This is a genomic window from Pseudomonas sp. B37(2017) (genome assembly GCF_002112885.1).
In the GTDB taxonomy this organism is placed as follows: Bacteria; Pseudomonadota; Gammaproteobacteria; order Pseudomonadales; family Pseudomonadaceae; genus Aquipseudomonas; species Aquipseudomonas paraglycinae.
In genome coordinates this window covers 331,238-347,105 of sequence record NZ_NEIX01000005.1, presented here as the reverse complement: position 1 = coordinate 347,105, position 15,868 = coordinate 331,238, and the positions used below count along the sequence as shown (strand labels likewise).

The 15,868-nt window shown below is 62.1% G+C and carries 13 protein-coding genes; 7 read left to right on the top strand and 6 right to left on the bottom strand.

The features are described from left to right. The first annotated feature begins 2 nt into the window (after window positions 1-2). From CAF90_RS15870 to CAF90_RS15840, 7 genes are all read left to right on the top strand, one after another. Window positions 3-725: a response regulator transcription factor gene (locus CAF90_RS15870; protein WP_085607389.1), complete on the top strand. Its 723-nt coding sequence runs from the start codon at window positions 3-5 to the stop codon at window positions 723-725. Beyond that, the gene (locus CAF90_RS15865; protein ID WP_085607387.1) at window positions 712-2,136 is read left to right on the top strand and encodes a sensor histidine kinase; all 1,425 of its coding nucleotides are present in this window, start codon (window positions 712-714) and stop codon (window positions 2,134-2,136) included. Before CAF90_RS15870 ends, CAF90_RS15865 begins: the two co-directional genes overlap by 14 nt. A 172-nt stretch (window positions 2,137-2,308) precedes the next feature. Then, window positions 2,309-3,211, top strand: a complete 903-nt coding sequence (cysM, locus tag CAF90_RS15860; RefSeq protein ID WP_045121847.1) for a cysteine synthase CysM — start codon at window positions 2,309-2,311, stop codon at window positions 3,209-3,211. Next, the gene (gene rlmD, locus CAF90_RS15855) at window positions 3,211-4,596 is read left to right on the top strand and encodes a 23S rRNA (uracil(1939)-C(5))-methyltransferase RlmD (protein ID WP_085607385.1); all 1,386 of its coding nucleotides are present in this window, start codon (window positions 3,211-3,213) and stop codon (window positions 4,594-4,596) included. The genes cysM and rlmD overlap by 1 nt, the downstream gene beginning before the upstream one ends. A gap of 88 nt (window positions 4,597-4,684) precedes the next feature. Further along, window positions 4,685-6,928, top strand: coding sequence for a GTP diphosphokinase (gene relA, locus CAF90_RS15850; RefSeq protein ID WP_007957789.1), 2,244 nt, complete (start codon window positions 4,685-4,687; stop codon window positions 6,926-6,928). A gap of 5 nt (window positions 6,929-6,933) precedes the next feature. After that, window positions 6,934-7,767, top strand: coding sequence for a nucleoside triphosphate pyrophosphohydrolase (gene mazG, locus CAF90_RS15845; RefSeq protein ID WP_045121848.1), 834 nt, complete (start codon window positions 6,934-6,936; stop codon window positions 7,765-7,767). Window positions 7,768-7,793: 26 nt separating this feature from the next. After that, window positions 7,794-8,336, top strand: coding sequence for a DUF2058 domain-containing protein (locus tag CAF90_RS15840; RefSeq protein ID WP_007957793.1), 543 nt, complete (start codon window positions 7,794-7,796; stop codon window positions 8,334-8,336). Between the two features lie 97 nt (window positions 8,337-8,433). Here the strand turns inward: CAF90_RS15840 and CAF90_RS15835 are convergent, their stop codons facing one another. The 6 genes from CAF90_RS15835 to CAF90_RS15810 form a co-directional block, all read right to left on the bottom strand. Beyond that, the gene (locus CAF90_RS15835) at window positions 8,434-8,622 is read right to left on the bottom strand and encodes a hypothetical protein (RefSeq protein ID WP_007957795.1); all 189 of its coding nucleotides are present in this window, start codon (window positions 8,620-8,622) and stop codon (window positions 8,434-8,436) included. 278 nt (window positions 8,623-8,900) lie between these two features. Further along, window positions 8,901-10,121 (bottom strand): beta-ketoacyl-ACP synthase I, encoded by a 1,221-nt coding sequence (gene fabB, locus CAF90_RS15830; protein ID WP_007957797.1) that lies wholly within the window; start codon window positions 10,119-10,121, stop codon window positions 8,901-8,903. An 11-nt stretch (window positions 10,122-10,132) separates the two neighbouring features. Then, entirely contained in the window at window positions 10,133-10,648 is a 516-nt protein-coding gene (fabA, locus tag CAF90_RS15825) for a 3-hydroxyacyl-[acyl-carrier-protein] dehydratase FabA (protein ID WP_003227150.1), read from the bottom strand. A gap of 247 nt (window positions 10,649-10,895) precedes the next feature. Continuing rightward, window positions 10,896-12,797, bottom strand: coding sequence for an ATP-binding protein (locus CAF90_RS15820; RefSeq protein ID WP_085607384.1), 1,902 nt, complete (start codon window positions 12,795-12,797; stop codon window positions 10,896-10,898). Continuing rightward, window positions 12,794-13,726 carry an ABC transporter substrate-binding protein gene (locus CAF90_RS15815; protein WP_085607381.1) on the bottom strand — a complete coding sequence of 311 codons (933 nt, stop codon included), beginning with the start codon at window positions 13,724-13,726 and terminating at the stop codon, window positions 12,794-12,796. Before CAF90_RS15815 ends, CAF90_RS15820 begins: the two co-directional genes overlap by 4 nt. Beyond that, window positions 13,727-15,850, bottom strand: coding sequence for a TonB-dependent siderophore receptor (locus CAF90_RS15810; protein ID WP_085607379.1), 2,124 nt, complete (start codon window positions 15,848-15,850; stop codon window positions 13,727-13,729). It lies immediately after the preceding gene. Window positions 15,851-15,868: the final 18 nt, after the last annotated feature.

Sequence of the window (15,868 nt, the reverse complement as noted above, 5' to 3'; positions counted from 1 at the left end):
TCATGACTCCTGTCTCTATTGGCCAGCCCCGCATTCTTTCCATCGAAGACGATCCCGTCCTCGGTGCCTATGTCCATGAGCAACTGGGCCGCAGCGGCTTCCAGGTCACCTGGTGCCAGAACGGCAGTGAAGGCCTGAGCATCGCCCGGCGTCAGCCGTTCGACGTGGTGTTGATGGATATTCTGTTGCCGGGACTCGACGGATTGAATGTCCTGACCCAACTGCGCCAGAGCCATTCCACGCCGGTGTTGCTGATGTCGGCCCTCGGTGCCGAAGCCGACCGTATCAGCGGCTTCCGTCTCGGCGCTGACGACTATCTGCCCAAACCCTTTAGCATGGCCGAGCTGCATGTGCGGATCGAAGCGATCCTGCGCCGGGTCGCCCTCGACCGTCGTCCGGCTGCCGTCACCCCGGTAGTGCCGGTCGGCGGGCTGCGTTTCGACGACGAGCAGTGCGACGTGTTCTACCTCGACCAGCCCGCCGGCCTGACCCGCAGCGAATACCGCCTGCTGGAAACCCTCAACCGCAACGACGAGGAAGTGCTTAGCAAGGCCTTCCTTTATCAGCATGTCCTGCAACGCGGTTATGCGGCCCACGATCGCAGCCTCGACATGCACATCAGCCAGATCCGCCGCAAACTCAAGTCGGTCGGCTACACCGAGCGTGAAGTGCGCACGGTGTGGGGCAAGGGTTACGTCCTGAGTGCCGTCGATGAAAGTGTCTGACCTGCCGGGCCGGCACTCGCTGTTCTGGAAACTCGCCTGCCTGCTGGTGGCGTTCTGTCTGCTGATGATCTGGCTGAGCTGGTCCTGGGGCCGGTACATGGAACAGCGCAATCAGTTCCTCTCCGATGACGCCCGTCGCACCCTGAGCCGTTATGCCGCCGAGGCCGAGCGCGCCTGGCAGCAGGGCGAGCGCGATGGCATCGATAGCTGGTTGCAAAGCATGGAGCTGCGCGAAGCCGGCTGGGTCGGCGTGATCGGCGGCAATCTGCAGTCGCTGGGCAGCCAGCCATTGAACGCTCAAGAGCTTCAGCACCTGACTTTCCTGCGAGGCCTTGACTGGCCGATTCACAAAAAGGGTCGGCCGTGGCTGCGGGTACCGTTCCCCACTGACCCGACTGCCGGCAGTCTGGTCATCGAGTTGCCCGAGCGATTTCTGCCCGGGAAATACCGAGTGTTCTGGCGGGTCATCACCAACGGTGTGATTCCCGGCCTGTTCACCTTGCTGCTGTGCGTCGGCCTGTATCGCCTGCTGGTGGTGCCGCTGAACAATCTGCGCGAGCAAGCCAATGCGTGGCGCGCCGATCAATTGAATGTGCGGTTGTCGAGCGGCATCACCCAGCGCCCCGATGAACTCGGCGAACTGGCCCGTGCCTTCGACTCGATGTCCGAACGCCTGCAATCCACCGTGGCCCTGCAACAGCAACTGCTGCGCGATTTGTCCCACGAACTGCGCACACCCCTGAGCCGGCTGCGGGTCGCCAGCGAAAGCGAGCAGCAACTGCAACCGTTGCGCGAGCGCATCGGTCGCGAAGTCGACGTGATGCAGCGACTGGTGGAAGACACCCTGCAACTGGCCTGGCTCGACACCGAGCGCGCACCGTTGCCGGACGAAGCGATCCAGATTCAGGCGCTGTGGGAAATGCTCACCGAAAACGCCTGCTACGAAAGCTGCTGTCCGGTCGGGCAGTTGCAGTGCGGGGTTGAAGCTTCCTGCTGGGTACGCGGCAATCTCAACACCCTGGCCCAGGCCCTGGAAAACATCCTGCGCAACGCCATTCGCCATTCGCCACCGGGCGGCATCGTGCGGCTCGACGGTCGACGGGATGGCGATTACTGGCACCTGTGGCTGGAGGACGAGGGCGGCGGCGTGGCCGAAGCGGATCTGGAACGGATCTTCTCGCCCTTCATCCGCCTCGACGGCTCGCGGCCGGGGGACGGTGGATTTGGTCTGGGCCTGAGCATCGCGAGGAACGCGGTGCAACGCCAGGGCGGAACCCTGTGGGCCGAGAACGGACCGTCGGGATTGCGACTGAATCTGCGGTTGGTGGCGGATGACAGTGCTGCCAGTCCCGACGTCTTCGCTGGCAAGCCAGCTCCCACCGTGGACTTGAGCCGCCCGCAGATTGTGTGAGCGGCACAGGAAAGTGTCAGCACTGCTGACACTCTTTTAAAAAAGTCTCACCACTGGTGAGACTTTTACTGCTTATTCCAAGAAACCATAAACACCACACTTTGCGTGATATGGCCTGCGCAGGTTTGCCGGTATGATAGGCGCCCCCGCTGTCCGGATTGCGAAAAACGCCATGACCTTGCAGTACCCAACCATCGCCGATTGCGTCGGCAACACGCCGCTGGTGCGTTTGCAGCGCCTGCCCGGTGTCACCAGCAACACCCTTTTGCTCAAGCTCGAAGGGAACAACCCGGCGGGTTCGGTCAAGGATCGTCCGGCGCTGTCGATGATCACCCGTGCCGAGTTGCGCGGGCAGATCCACGAAGGCGATACGCTGATCGAAGCGACCTCGGGCAACACCGGGATCGCCCTGGCGATGGCCGCCGCGATCAAGGGTTACAAGATGATCCTGATCATGCCGGACAATTCCAGCGCCGAGCGTAAAGCGGCGATGACCGCGTACGGCGCGGAGCTGATTCTGGTCAGTCAGGAAGAGGGCATGGAAGGCGCTCGTGATCTCGCCCAGCGGATGGAAGCCGAAGGCCGTGGCAAGGTGCTGGATCAGTTCGCCAACGGCGACAATCCTGAAGCGCACTACACCACCACCGGCCCGGAAATCTGGCGTCAGACCCAGGGCTCCATCACCCATTTCGTCAGCTCCATGGGCACCACCGGCACCATCATGGGCGTGTCGCGCTACCTCAAGGAGCAGAACGACAACGTGCAGATCGTCGGCCTGCAACCGATGGAAGGCTCGGCCATTCCCGGCATTCGCCGCTGGCCGCAGGAATACCTGCCGAAGATCTATCAGGCCGAGCGTGTCGACCGCATCGTCGACATGGCGCAAAGCGAAGCCGAGGACGTGACTCGTCGTCTGGCCCGCGAAGAAGGCATCTTCTGCGGCGTGTCCTCGGGCGGTGCAGTGGCAGCGATGCTGCGCCTATCCAAAGAGGTTGAAAACGCGGTGATCGTCGCGATCATCTGCGACCGTGGCGACCGTTACCTGTCGACCGGCATTTTCGACGCGCCCAACTGATGGCCAAGCACGAGAGAGGCCTGCGCTTCCAGCCCACCGGCGGCAGCAAGGCCCCGCAAATCCCGACCGGCAAAAAGCAGCGCCTGAGCATCGAGCGCCTGGCTAATGACGGTCGTGGCATCGCGTTTTTTGAAGGCAAAACCTGGTTCGTCCTCGGCGCCCTCGCCGGTGAAGAGGTCGAAGCCCGGGTGCTCGGCGCCCACGGCAAAGTGGTCGAGGCGCGCACCGAGCGCGTATTCACCGCCAGTGAATTGCGCCGTCCCGCACCTTGCCAGCACGCCGGCCGCTGCGGCGGTTGCAGCGTTCAGCATCTGCCCCACAACGAACAGCTTGCCCTGAAACAGCGCATGCTCGCCGAGCAGTTGTCGCGAGTCGCCGGTGCCGAACCCGAGGAATGGGCGGCGCCGTTGACCGGTCCCGAATTCGGCTACCGTCGCCGCGCCCGGATCGCCGTGCGCTGGGACAGCAAGGCCAAAAAGCTTGAGGTCGGTTTCCGTGCCGCCGGCAGCCAGGACATCGTCGCGATCAGCGAATGCCCGGTGCTGGTACAGCCCTTGCAGCCGATCATGACCCGCTTGCCGGAGATGCTTCGTCGCCTGAGCAAACCTCAGGCGCTGGGGCATGTCGAATTGTTCAGTGGCTCGTCACTTGCCGTACTGCTGCGTCACATGGCGCCGCTGTCCGAAGCCGACCTGACGATCCTCAAGGATTTCTGCGCGTTCCATGAAGCGCAGCTCTGGCTGCATGGCGAAGGCGAACCGCAGCCGGTGGATGATGCACAGTCGCTCGGTTACCGCCTGGAACAATGGGATCTGCAACTGGCCTACCGGCCGGGGGATTTCATTCAGGTCAACGCCGGGGTCAACGAGGCCATGGTCGCGCAAGCGCTGGACTGGTTGAAACCGACGAGCGATGAACGCGTGCTCGACCTGTTTTGCGGTCTGGGCAACTTCGCACTGCCGCTGGCGAAAGCCGCGCGTGAAGTGGTGGCGGTCGAAGGTGTGCAGACCATGGTCGATCGTGCGGCGGCAAATGCCGCCAGCAACAATTTGCATAACACAAAGTTTTTTCAGGCCGATTTATCCCAGCCTTTGACCGATGCTCAGTGGATCGGAAACGGCTTTTCTGCGGTACTCTTGGATCCACCGCGTGACGGTGCTTTCGAGGTGGTGCGCAAGCTGGCGACCCTGGGCGCCGAACGGTTGGTGTACGTGTCGTGCAACCCTGCAACTCTGGCGCGCGATACGGTCGAATTGATCAAGCAGGGCTACCGGTTAAAACGTGCCGGGATTCTCGATATGTTTCCTCAGACGGCACATGTCGAGGCCATGGCGTTATTTGAAGCGAGCCAGGATGGCTCGTCTGATCCGACTGGTCGTCCGTAGCGCTCGCATTGGCCCCGCGAGCGCGAACGGGCATTGAAGGTCAGTGATTTGACGCATTGAATCTGCGTCGTAGGGAAGGTAAAGCAAGATGGTACAGGTGAGAGCACACCAGCCGATCAACACTGACGGCAGTATCAATCTCGAGGCTTGGCTCGATCATGCGGTCAGTGTCGATCTGGCACTGGATCGCGAAGCCTTGAAAGAGGCCTGCGAGTACGCTCGCCAGGCCGAGCAACAATCCAATGCGGCGAAGAATCTCTGGTCCGAAGGCAGCGGCAGTTTCAGCACGGGCCTTGAGATCGCCGAGATACTCGCCGACCTCAAGCTCGATCAGGATTCGCTGGTGGCTGCGGTTCTCTATCGCGGCGTGCGCGAAGGCCAGATCGAACTCGCGGCGGTCAGCCAGCGCTTCGGCCCGGTGGTCGCCAAGCTGATCGACGGCGTGCTGCGCATGGCGGCGATCAGTGCCAGCCTCAGCCCTCGCCAGTCGATGGTCCTCGGCACCCAGGGCCAGGTGGAAAACCTGCGCAAGATGCTGGTGGCGATGGTCGACGACGTGCGTGTCGCGCTGATCAAACTCGCCGAACGCACCTGCGCGATCCGCGCGGTGAAAACCGCCGACGACGAAAAACGTAACCGGGTCGCCCGGGAAGTGTTCGACATCTATGCGCCGCTCGCGCATCGACTCGGCATCGGTCATATCAAATGGGAACTGGAGGACTTGTCCTTCCGTTACCTGGAACCCGATCAGTACAAACAGATCGCCAAGCTGCTGCACGAGCGGCGGCTGGATCGCGAGCGTTTCATCGCCGACGTGATGACCCAGCTCAAGGACGAATTGCAGGCCACCGGCGTCGAAGCCGACATCAGCGGCCGGGCCAAACACATCTATTCGATCTGGCGCAAAATGCAGCGCAAGGGTCTGGAATTCAGCCAGATCTATGACGTGCGTGCGGTGCGCGTGCTGGTGCCGGAAATGCGCGACTGCTACACCGCGCTCGGCATCGTCCACACCCTGTGGCGGCACATCCCGAAAGAGTTCGACGACTACATCGCCAACCCGAAAGAGAACGGCTACCGCTCGCTGCACACGGCGGTGATCGGTCCGGAAGGCAAGGTGCTGGAAGTCCAGATCCGTACCCATTCGATGCACGAAGAGGCCGAGCTCGGCGTCTGCGCGCACTGGCGCTACAAGGGCACCGACGTCAAGTCCGGCTCGAACCACTACGAAGAGAAAATCTCCTGGCTGCGTCAGGTCCTCGAGTGGCACGAAGAGCTGGGCGACATCGGTGGTCTCGCCGAACAGCTGCGAGTCGATATCGAGCCGGACCGGGTCTACATCTTCACCCCGGACGGTCACGCCATCGACTTGCCGAAAGGCGCGACGCCGCTGGACTTCGCCTACCGCGTGCACACCGAAATCGGTCACAACTGCCGTGGCGCGAAGATCAACGGGCGCATCGTCCCGCTCAACTACAGCCTGCAGACCGGCGAGCAGGTCGAGATCATCACCAGCAAGCACGGCACCCCGAGCCGCGACTGGCTGAACCCGAACCTGGGCTACGTCACCACGTCCCGGGCGCGGGCGAAGATCGTGCACTGGTTCAAGTTGCAGGCGCGCGACCAGAACGTCGCGGCGGGCAAGACCCTGCTCGAACGCGAACTCAATCGCCTCGGTCTGCCGGCGGTGGATTTCGACAAGCTGGCCGACAAGGCCAACATGAAAACCGCCGAAGACATGTTCGCCGCCCTCGGGGCTGGCGACCTGCGTCTGGCGCAACTGGTCAACCTGGCGCAACAGCTGGTCGAGCCGGAACGCGGCAACGAACAGCTGGAACTGATTCCGCGCAAGGCCACCGGCTACAAACCGGGCAAGCGCGGCGACATTCAGATCCAGGGTGTCGGCAACCTGATGACCCAGATGGCCGGCTGCTGCCAGCCGTTGCCGGGCGATGCGATCGTCGGCTACATCACCCAGGGCCGTGGCGTGAGCATTCACCGTCAGGACTGCGCCTCGGTGCTGCAACTGGCCGGGCGCGAGCCGGAGCGGATCATCCAGGTCAGCTGGGGCCCGGTGCCGGTGCTCACCTATCCGGTGGACATCGTCATCCGCGCCTACGACCGTTCCGGTCTGCTGCGTGACGTTTCGCAGGTGCTGCTCAACGAGCGGATCAACGTGCTGGCGGTCAACACCCGCTCGAACAAGGAGGACAACACTGCGCTGATGTCCCTGACCATCGAGATTCCGGGTCTGGACGCGCTGGGGCGGTTGCTGGGGCGGATTTCCCAGTTGCCGAACATCATCGAAACGCGGCGTAACCGGACTCCATGAAACCGATCTACAGCCTTGAAGACCTGCTGCACCTGATGAACCGTCTGCGCGACCCGCAGTACGGTTGCCCGTGGGACATCAAGCAGACTTACGCGACCATCGTCCCGCACACCCTTGAAGAGGCCTACGAAGTCGCCGACGCCATCGAGCGCGGCGACTTCGACCACTTGCAGGGCGAGTTGGGCGATCTGCTGTTTCAGGTGGTGTATTACAGCCAGCTGGCGCGGGAGGAGGGGCGGTTCGAATTCGCCGGCGTGGTCGACAGCATCACCCGCAAACTGATTCGTCGTCATCCGCACGTGTTCCCCACCGGCGATCTGTATGCGCCGCTGGACGTGCCGCGTCTGAACGAAGAGCAGGTCAAGCAGCGCTGGGAGGAGATCAAGGCCGAAGAGCGCGCCGAGAAATCCGCCGAGCCGCAGCAACTGTCACTGCTCGACGATGTGCCGGCTGCATTGCCGGCCCTGTCCCGCTCGGCCAAGTTGCAGAAGCGCGCCGGGCAGGTCGGTTTCGACTGGCCGGATGCCTTGCCGGTGCTGGACAAGGTCCGTGAAGAGCTCGATGAAGTGCTCGAAGCCATGTCCGAAAATGACCCGCAAGCGGTGGCCGACGAGATCGGCGATCTGCTGTTTTCCGTGGTCAATCTGGCCCGGCATCTGAAGGTCGATCCGGAAACCGCGTTGCGTGGCGCCAACGGCAAGTTCGAACGACGTTTCCGTTTTATCGAACAGGCATTGCGCGACACCCACCGACCCATAGAAGATTGCACCCTCGAAGAGTTGGACGCCCTGTGGGGCGAAGCCAAACGTCAGGAAAAGAATTTGCCCAGCTGCGGCTGAGCCGTTGCCTAAGTGAGTAAGCATCAATGAGCCTTTCCCTTCGCGACCAGTTGCTCAAAGCAGGGCTGGTCAACCAAAAGCAGGCCAAGCAGGTCAGCAAAGACAAACAGAAACAACAGCGCCTGGCCCACAAGGGTCAGATCGAGCTGGACGACTCCCAGCAGCGTGCTGCCCAGGAAGCCCAGGCCGAGAAGGTCAAGCGCGACCAGGAGCTGAACCGTCAGCAGCAGGAGAAGGCGGAAGCCAAGGCCCGCGCTGCACAGGTCAAGCAGTTGATCGAAGTCTCGCGTCTGCCGAAGCTGACGACTGAGGACTACTACAACTTCGTCGACGACAAGAAGGTCAAGCGCATCTCGGTCAACACGCTGATGCGCAACAAGCTCAGCAGCGGTTCGCTGGCGATCGTGCACCACGCTGGCGGCTATGAAGTGATTCCGCGTGAGGCGGCCCTGAAGATTCAGGAGCGCGATCCACAGCGCATCGTGCAGCTCAACGAGAAGGTCGAAGAGGTCAATGCCGAGGACGATCCGTACGCGGCCTATGTGATCCCTGATGATCTGATGTGGTAATCGGGTCTCGCCGGGCTGCGAAGCGGCCCTGAAGCAGCCAACAACGACAAACCCCGCTCATGGCGGGGTTTGTCGTTTTCAATGCTGTGGTATTGATTCAGGCGGATTTCAGATCCCGCTGGCGTTCTTGCAGTTCCAGTTCGGCCTTGTAGTTGTGGGCGTCGATCTCGTTGTGGAACATGCCGACCAGTAAGTCTTGTTGGTGCACATCCCAGATCCGTACGCCGGCGGCTACGCCTTCATGGGACATGTGTGAATCGTCGCGTTCAGTTACTTTTACAGTCATCTGCTAGCTCCAAATCTCAAGTTATCTGCAGCAAGGCGTGTGCAGGACTCTGTTATAAATTTTGTTAGCCTGCTAAGTAAACGCTCGATTTGTGCAATGTATTCTTGCGAAATCTGCAACAGCGCTGGAGCCCGCTGAATCCGCGACATTCAGTCGCAGGGCGGTAAGTTGCATGACAAACGTTTCATCTTGGCGCCGCTGAAAATGCTTTTCTCCAGGCGAAAAAAAACGCCCCGAACCAGTCGGGGCGTTTTCATGTGCGGCTCAGCGGGAGGGAATTACTTGCCTTCCCAGCGCTTCAGCACGAGGGTGGCGTTGGTGCCACCGAAGCCGAAGCTGTTGCTCATCACGGTGTTGATGGTGGCGTTCTCGCGGGTCTTGGTCAGCACCGGCAGATCGGCCACTTCAGGGTCCAGTTCGTCGATGTTGGCGGAACCGGCGATGAAGTTGCCTTCCATCATCAGCATGCAGTAGATCGCTTCGTGAACGCCGGCGGCGCCCAGGGAGTGACCCGACAGGCTCTTGGTGGAGCTGATGGCCGGGGCCTTGTCGCCGAACACTTCACGCACACCTTTCATTTCCGCGACGTCGCCGACCGGAGTCGAAGTGCCGTGGGTGTTCAGGTAGTCGATCGGGGTGTCGACGGTGGACAGCGCCTGCTGCATGCAGCGGATTGCGCCTTCGCCGCTTGGTGCCACCATGTCGTAGCCGTCGGAAGTCGCGCCGTAGCCAACGATTTCCGCGTAGATCTTCGCGCCACGGGCCAGAGCGTGTTCCAGCTCCTCGACCACCACCATGCCGCCACCGCCGGCGATGACGAAACCGTCACGGTCGGCGTCGTAGGCGCGGGAAGCTTGTTCCGGGGTGTCGTTACGCTTGCTGGACAGAGCGCCCATTGCGTCGAACAGGAACGACTGGCTCCAGTGCTCCTCTTCACCGCCACCGGCGAACACGATGTCCTGCTTGCCCATCTGGATCTGTTCCATGGCGGTACCGATGCAGTGAGCACTGGTGGCGCAGGCAGAAGCGATGGAGTAGTTCAGGCCCTTGATCTTGAACGGTGTGGCCAGGCAAGCCGAAACGGTGCTGCTCATGGTCCGCGTTACACGGTATGGGCCGACGCGCTTGACGCCTTTCTCGCGCAGGATGTCCAGCGCTTCCATCTGGTTCAGGGTCGACGCGCCGCCCGAACCTGCGATCAGGCCGGTACGCGGGTTGGATACCTGCTCTTCGGTCAGACCGGAGTCAGCGATGGCGTCTTTCATGGCCAGGTAGGCGTAAGCCGCTGCGTGGCCGACGAAGCGATAGATCTTGCGATCGATCAGCTCTTCAAGGTTGAGGTCGATGGAGCCGGAAACCTGGCTACGCAGACCCATTTCGGCATATTCCGGGTTGAACCGGATGCCAGGGCGGCTTGCACGCAGGTTAGCGGAGACGGTCTCTTTGTCATTGCCCAGGCACGAAACAATGCCCAGACCAGTGATAACGACGCGGCGCATGCGAATAACCCTTAGAAGTTGTCAGTGGAGGTGAACACGCCGACGCGAAGGCCTTCGGCGGTGTAGATTTCGCGACCGTCGACAGTCACCGAACCGTCGGCGATGGCCAGGTTCAGCTTGCCCTTGAGGACGCGCTTGATATGAATGTTGTAGGTGACTTTCTTGGCGGTCGGCAGGACCTGGCCGAAGAATTTCACTTCGCCCGAACCCAGCGCACGGCCACGGCCCGGCAGGCCTTGCCAGCCCAGGAAGAAACCGACCAGTTGCCACATGGCGTCCAGACCCAGGCAGCCCGGCATCACCGGATCGCCTTCGAAGTGGCACGCGAAGAACCACAGGTCAGGGTTGATATCCAGCTCGGCGACCAATTCACCTTTGCCGTACTTGCCGCCTTCTTCGCTGATCAGGGTGATGCGATCCACCATCAGCATGTTCGGGGCGGGCAGTTGCGCGTTACCTGGGCCGAACAGCTCACCGCGACTGCAGCGCAGCAGGTCTTCCCGAGTAAAGGCGTTTTGTTTGGTCATGCGAGCTCCTCAATAATCCCATGCGGCAGGTGGGGCAAATCTTCCCGGCCGATCGACGCGTTCATGCCTCGAACCGGCAGCCTACTCATAGACTATTGCGTTGTGGTGAAAGTCACAGCACCAAGGACATGAATGTACACTTGTGCACTGAAATTTTTAATCAAGCCCCTTTTGAGGCCCGTTCGGGTGCCTAAGACTGCCGCACTTTCGCTTTTCACGCCAGTCGCAGATGCTCGAAAGGGCCCCGTTACTGCACCCAGCGCTGCAGAATCTGCTGCAGATCATTGCGTTTGAATGGCTTGGCCAGGTAATCGTTCATGCCCGCCGACAGGCAGTTTTCCCGGTCGCCCTGCAATGCATTGGCGGTCAGGGCGATGATCGGCACATGGCCGCAACCGGGCAGGCGGCGGATCTGGCGGGTCGCCTCGTATCCGTCGATGAGCGGCAGGCGGCAATCCATCAGGATCGCTTCGAAACGGCTGTCCCCGGCGCTGCGTACCGCCTGCACGCCATCGGTGGCGACGCTGACGGTAAAGCCGAGGCTGCGCAACATGGCTTCGATCACCGTCTGGTTGACCGGGTTGTCCTCCACCAGCAGCACATTGCGCCCTTCGCCGTGACCGTCGCCGTTCAACGTGCGCGGTGCCGCCAGCGCGGGCAGGGCCTGCTTATATAAAGCCAGCGGTATTTCCAGGGTGAAGACCGATCCGCGACCTTCTTCGCTCTGAGCGCGCAAAGTACCGCCCATCCGCTCGGCGAGGGTGCGGGCAATCGGCAGGCCCAGGCCGGTGCCGCCATAACGACGGGAAATCGAGCTGTCGGCCTGCTGGAACGCGTTGAACATCAGCTCCAGGCTCTCCGGCGAAATACCGATGCCGCTGTCACGCACCGCGCAGGTGAACCACAGCAATTCGTGATCCAGTGACTGCCACTGCGCCTCGATGCTGACGCGCCCTTGTTCGGTGAACTTCAGCGCGTTTCCGACCAGGTTGACCAGAATCTGCCGGATCCGCGTCGGATCGCCCTGTACCTGCAAGTCGCGCATGTCTTCGGGGATACGCAGTTGCAGGGCCAGCCCGCGTTGCGCCGCACTGTGCTGGAACGACTGGGCGCAGGCGCCGATCACCTCGGCGAGGTTGAACGGAATGTGCTCCAGCTCGAGTTCCGAACGCTCGATGCGCGAGAAATCCAGAATATCGTTGATCACCTTGAGCAAATGCTCGGTGGACTCGGAAGCCAGCGCCGCGTACTCGACCTGCTCCTCGGTCATCTCGGTGGTTTCGAGCAATTGCAGCATGCCCAGCACACCGTTCATCGGGGTGCGCAGTTCATGGCTCATCATCGCCAGGAAATCCGATTTGGCGTTGTTGGCCTTCTCCGCCTCTTCGCGGGTCTGGATCAGTTGCGCCATCGCCTGATGCTGTTCGCGGCTGGCCTGTTCCAGCGCCTGGGCCAGGTTGTTGATGTGCTGGGACAGGGCGCCCAGCTCGGTGTCATCGACAATCGGTAGCGGGGTCTTGTAGTCGCCGTCCTGAATCGCCTTGACCGCATTGCCGATGTCGCGGATCGGCTGGGAAAGGCTGCCGGCCAGCCGCCGCGCCAGCACAAACGTGAAGAGCAGGGCGAACAACGCCAGAATCCCGGCCTTGAGCAAAATCTCCTGTTGGCGCTGGCTGAAGGCGTCATTCGACAGCCCGACGATCACCCGCCCCAGATAATCCTCGCTGGCCACGCCGGGATTGCTCTTGCCGTCCTGAAAGAAATCGTTGTGCAGGGCGATGCGTTGCAGCCGCACCGGCGCCTGGAACACCTCGACCTGATGCGGACGATTGTGCGCATCCGCCGGCTGTTCGACATAGGCCAGAATCCGGTTGGCGCTGTCCTGCACTTCCAGAAACCGCACGTTCGGCGTGGCCAGCGTGGCCTTGAGCAGGCTTTCAAGGACTTCGTTGTTGCCGGAAATCACCCCGTACTCGGTGGCCGGTGCGAGCTGGTTGGCGATCAACTGGCCGGTGTGGTTCAGCTCCTGACGCAAATCCTGAATGCGCACGAAGGTGAAAAAGCTGATCAGCAGCAAGGTCAGCAACAGCGCAGGGCCCAGGCTGATCAACTGGGTGCGGGTGTTGATGTCCCAACGGCGGAAAATCATGGGCGGCGCTCTCCTTCGGCCAGCTCTGCGGCGACAGACGCTTCATTCATCGGTTCTATCCCTAAGGAACGAGCCACCTGCGCATTACTTGAGACTTTAAAACGCCCGGGGTAGAGCGTGCGCGGCCAGGTGGCCGGTGGCCGGTCGAGCAGTTCGTCGAGGACGGCCAGCCAATCGTTCTGATCGCTGTAGGTACTGGCCAGACTGCCGGCACGGACGAAGGCGACATTCGGGCCGACCAGCGCCAGTTGCCGAGAGTAACTGCTGAGCAACAGGTTTTTTGCGGTTTTCGGGTTGTACAGGTCAGGGTCGTCGAGGCCCAGCAGCACGTCGCTGTTTTTCAGCACCGTCTGCAAGGGGCGGCTGTCGTGGGTGTCGTCCCAGCGTTGCGGGACGATTTGCAGATTCAGCGGCTGGGCGGCCGATTGCAGTTCCTTGAGCAGGAACTCGCTGTGCTGATCGAACAGCACGCCGACTCGCCCGGCCTGGGGCAGGATCCGGCGGATCAGTTGCAACTGACGGCTCAGCGGCGGATCGGCCCAGAGCAGGCTCAAGTGGGGCGGTTGCGTGTCGCCGAAGCGTTGTCGGGCTTGCAGGCGGCTGATGCGCAGCACCAACGTCGCCGGGCCCTGGCTTTCCTGCATGCGCCAGTCGAGGCTCGGCAGATCCAGCAAAATCAGGCGCAGGCTCGAAGGCAACTTGCCCGGCGCCGGCAAACTGGCCAGCGGCTGGAAATGCACGCGATCGGTCGGGCGCAGTTCGCTCAGGGCCTGAACGAAGGACTGCACGCCGGGGCTTTCCTCGGCGCCAGTCAGCAGAATGTCGGCCGCCTGCACCGCCACGCCATGCAGCCACGCTGTCAGGAACAGACAAAGCCCGGCCAGCCATTGGCCGAGAGTTGGCATCTTCCGTGACATGGCGTAGCGCATCTAGAACTCCAGCTCGGCGCTGAAATACACCACGCGGCGTTCGTCGTAATTGTTGTCGACGAAGGTGGTCGGCTCATGGTCGAGCCGCTGTTGCAGCACGCCGGCCAGTTGCAGTTGGGCCTTGCCCAGGGCGATGCGTTTGGCGATGCGCGTGTCGACCCGCTCGAAGCGGTAACCGTTGAGCGCGTTGTCACCGTAATAGAAGAGGGCGCTGTTCCAGCCGTGGCCCCAATCGCGCAGCCAGCCGGCCGAGCCGCTGTTGCGTGCGGTGAATTGCTGGTCCAGCGGGTTGCTCGCCTCGGCGTCGACGAAGGCGTAGGTCAGGCGCAGGCGGTCGGCCGCACTCAGGCGCCAGTCCAGTTGCGTCTCGGTGCCGCGAAAGCGCGAATCGTTGGCATTGCTGGCGATGTACTGATTGTTGCGCAGCGGCTCGCTGATCATCCCGGTGATTTCGTCGTAGAACAGCTTCACGTCCAGCGCCAGGCCCCATTCCGGGAAATAACCGTTGTAGCCCAGTTCCCGCGAGCGCATGTGCTCCTGGTCCAGATCGCCGGGGCCCCGGGTCTTGACGAAGTAGCGGGCCGAAGACTGGCCATAGGCGGCGGGCCGCAGGTTGGTCACCTGATAACTCCAGTTGACGTTGTTCTCGAACATGTCCGGCGAACGGATGGCTTCCGAATACACCGCGCGCAGGCTGTGGCGCAGGTTGAACAGGTAGTTGACCGCAAACCGGGGCGTCAGCGAGCTGCCGATCAATTGCGTGTCTTCGAACATGGCGCCGCCCTGCAACAGCCAGTGTTCGCTGGCGCGCCATTCCAGTTGGCCGAATGCGCGCCAGGTGGTGTCGTCCAGCGTGCCGTTGAAATAGGTCTCGGAATCGGCACGGTCGTAACGATAGTTCAGGCCGCTGACCAGACGCAGGCTATCGGACAGGCTGAGGGTGTCCTGCAATTCCAGGTCGTAGCGCGATTCCCGCGCACTCTGGTCAATGTCGCCGCACAGGGTCTGGCGCGCACCGTTGCGCCACTGGTCCAGCACCTGATTGGCCAGGGTCATTTCCTGCGGCGTGCCGGCGGGTGCACCGGGGCCGGTGAACAGGGTCATGTTGCGCGCCAGGCGTTCGGTGTAGTTCGGGTTGAGCTGCCACAGTTCCGTCAATTGCGGGCTGAACGAGACTTCGGCGTCACAGGCGCGCCAGGTCTGCTGGCGGTCCCAGTGTTGCGCCGAGCCTTGCACATAAAGGCTGTGATCGGGATTGAGATCCAGATTCCAGCGCACCGACCCGGCGTAGTCCTTGGCAACCACGTCGGAATTGTTCCCGGCAGCGGTAATCCCGGAGAACACCGGACGGTAGGTATAGGGCCGCTGATTGGTACCGTCCTTGGCGTTGACCTGCCAGTCCAGGCTCTGGTTATCGCTCAGGGTCTGGCTGACGGCGAGGCTGAAGCGGTTCAAGCGGCGGTTGTCGCGGTAATCGGCGCCGGTACGGTCGCTGTCGAAGCCGTCGTCTTCCTGGCCGGACAGCGACAGACGCAGGTCGCCGCCATTCCAGCCGGTGCTCTGACTGGCGTAGAAGTCGTTGATGCCGCGTTGGCCGTGCGTCAGCTTCAGTCGCGTGCCATGGCTGTCAGCGGGATTGCGGGTAATGATATTGACCACCGCCATCAGCGCGTTGGCGCCGTAGCTGACGGTGTTCGGGCCACGAAAGACTTCGATGCGCTCGATGTCTTCCATGGCCACCGGGATGTCACTCCAGTCCACGGTCGCGAGGCCGGCGCGGTACACCGAACGGCCGTCGATCAGCACCTGCATGCGCCGGGCTTCAGTGGCGTTGGTCCCGTGATAATTCACCACCGCCTGATTGCCGCTGATGTTGCCGACCATCATCCCCGGCACCAGCCGCAACAGCTCGCTGATGTCCCGGGCACCGCTGGCGCTGATCAGTTCGCTGTCGAGTACGGTCATGCTGCCCGGGACTTCCGCCGGCGACTGTTTCAGGCGCGTGGCGGTCAGGATCTGCGGCAAGGCCTCACTGTCGACAAACAGGTCGTCCGCCAGCAGCACCGGGCTGAACAGCAGCGCCAGCAGCAGGGACGAACGCGGGGAAGGGGGGCCAGAAAACACGACGCAGCCTTGATAGCA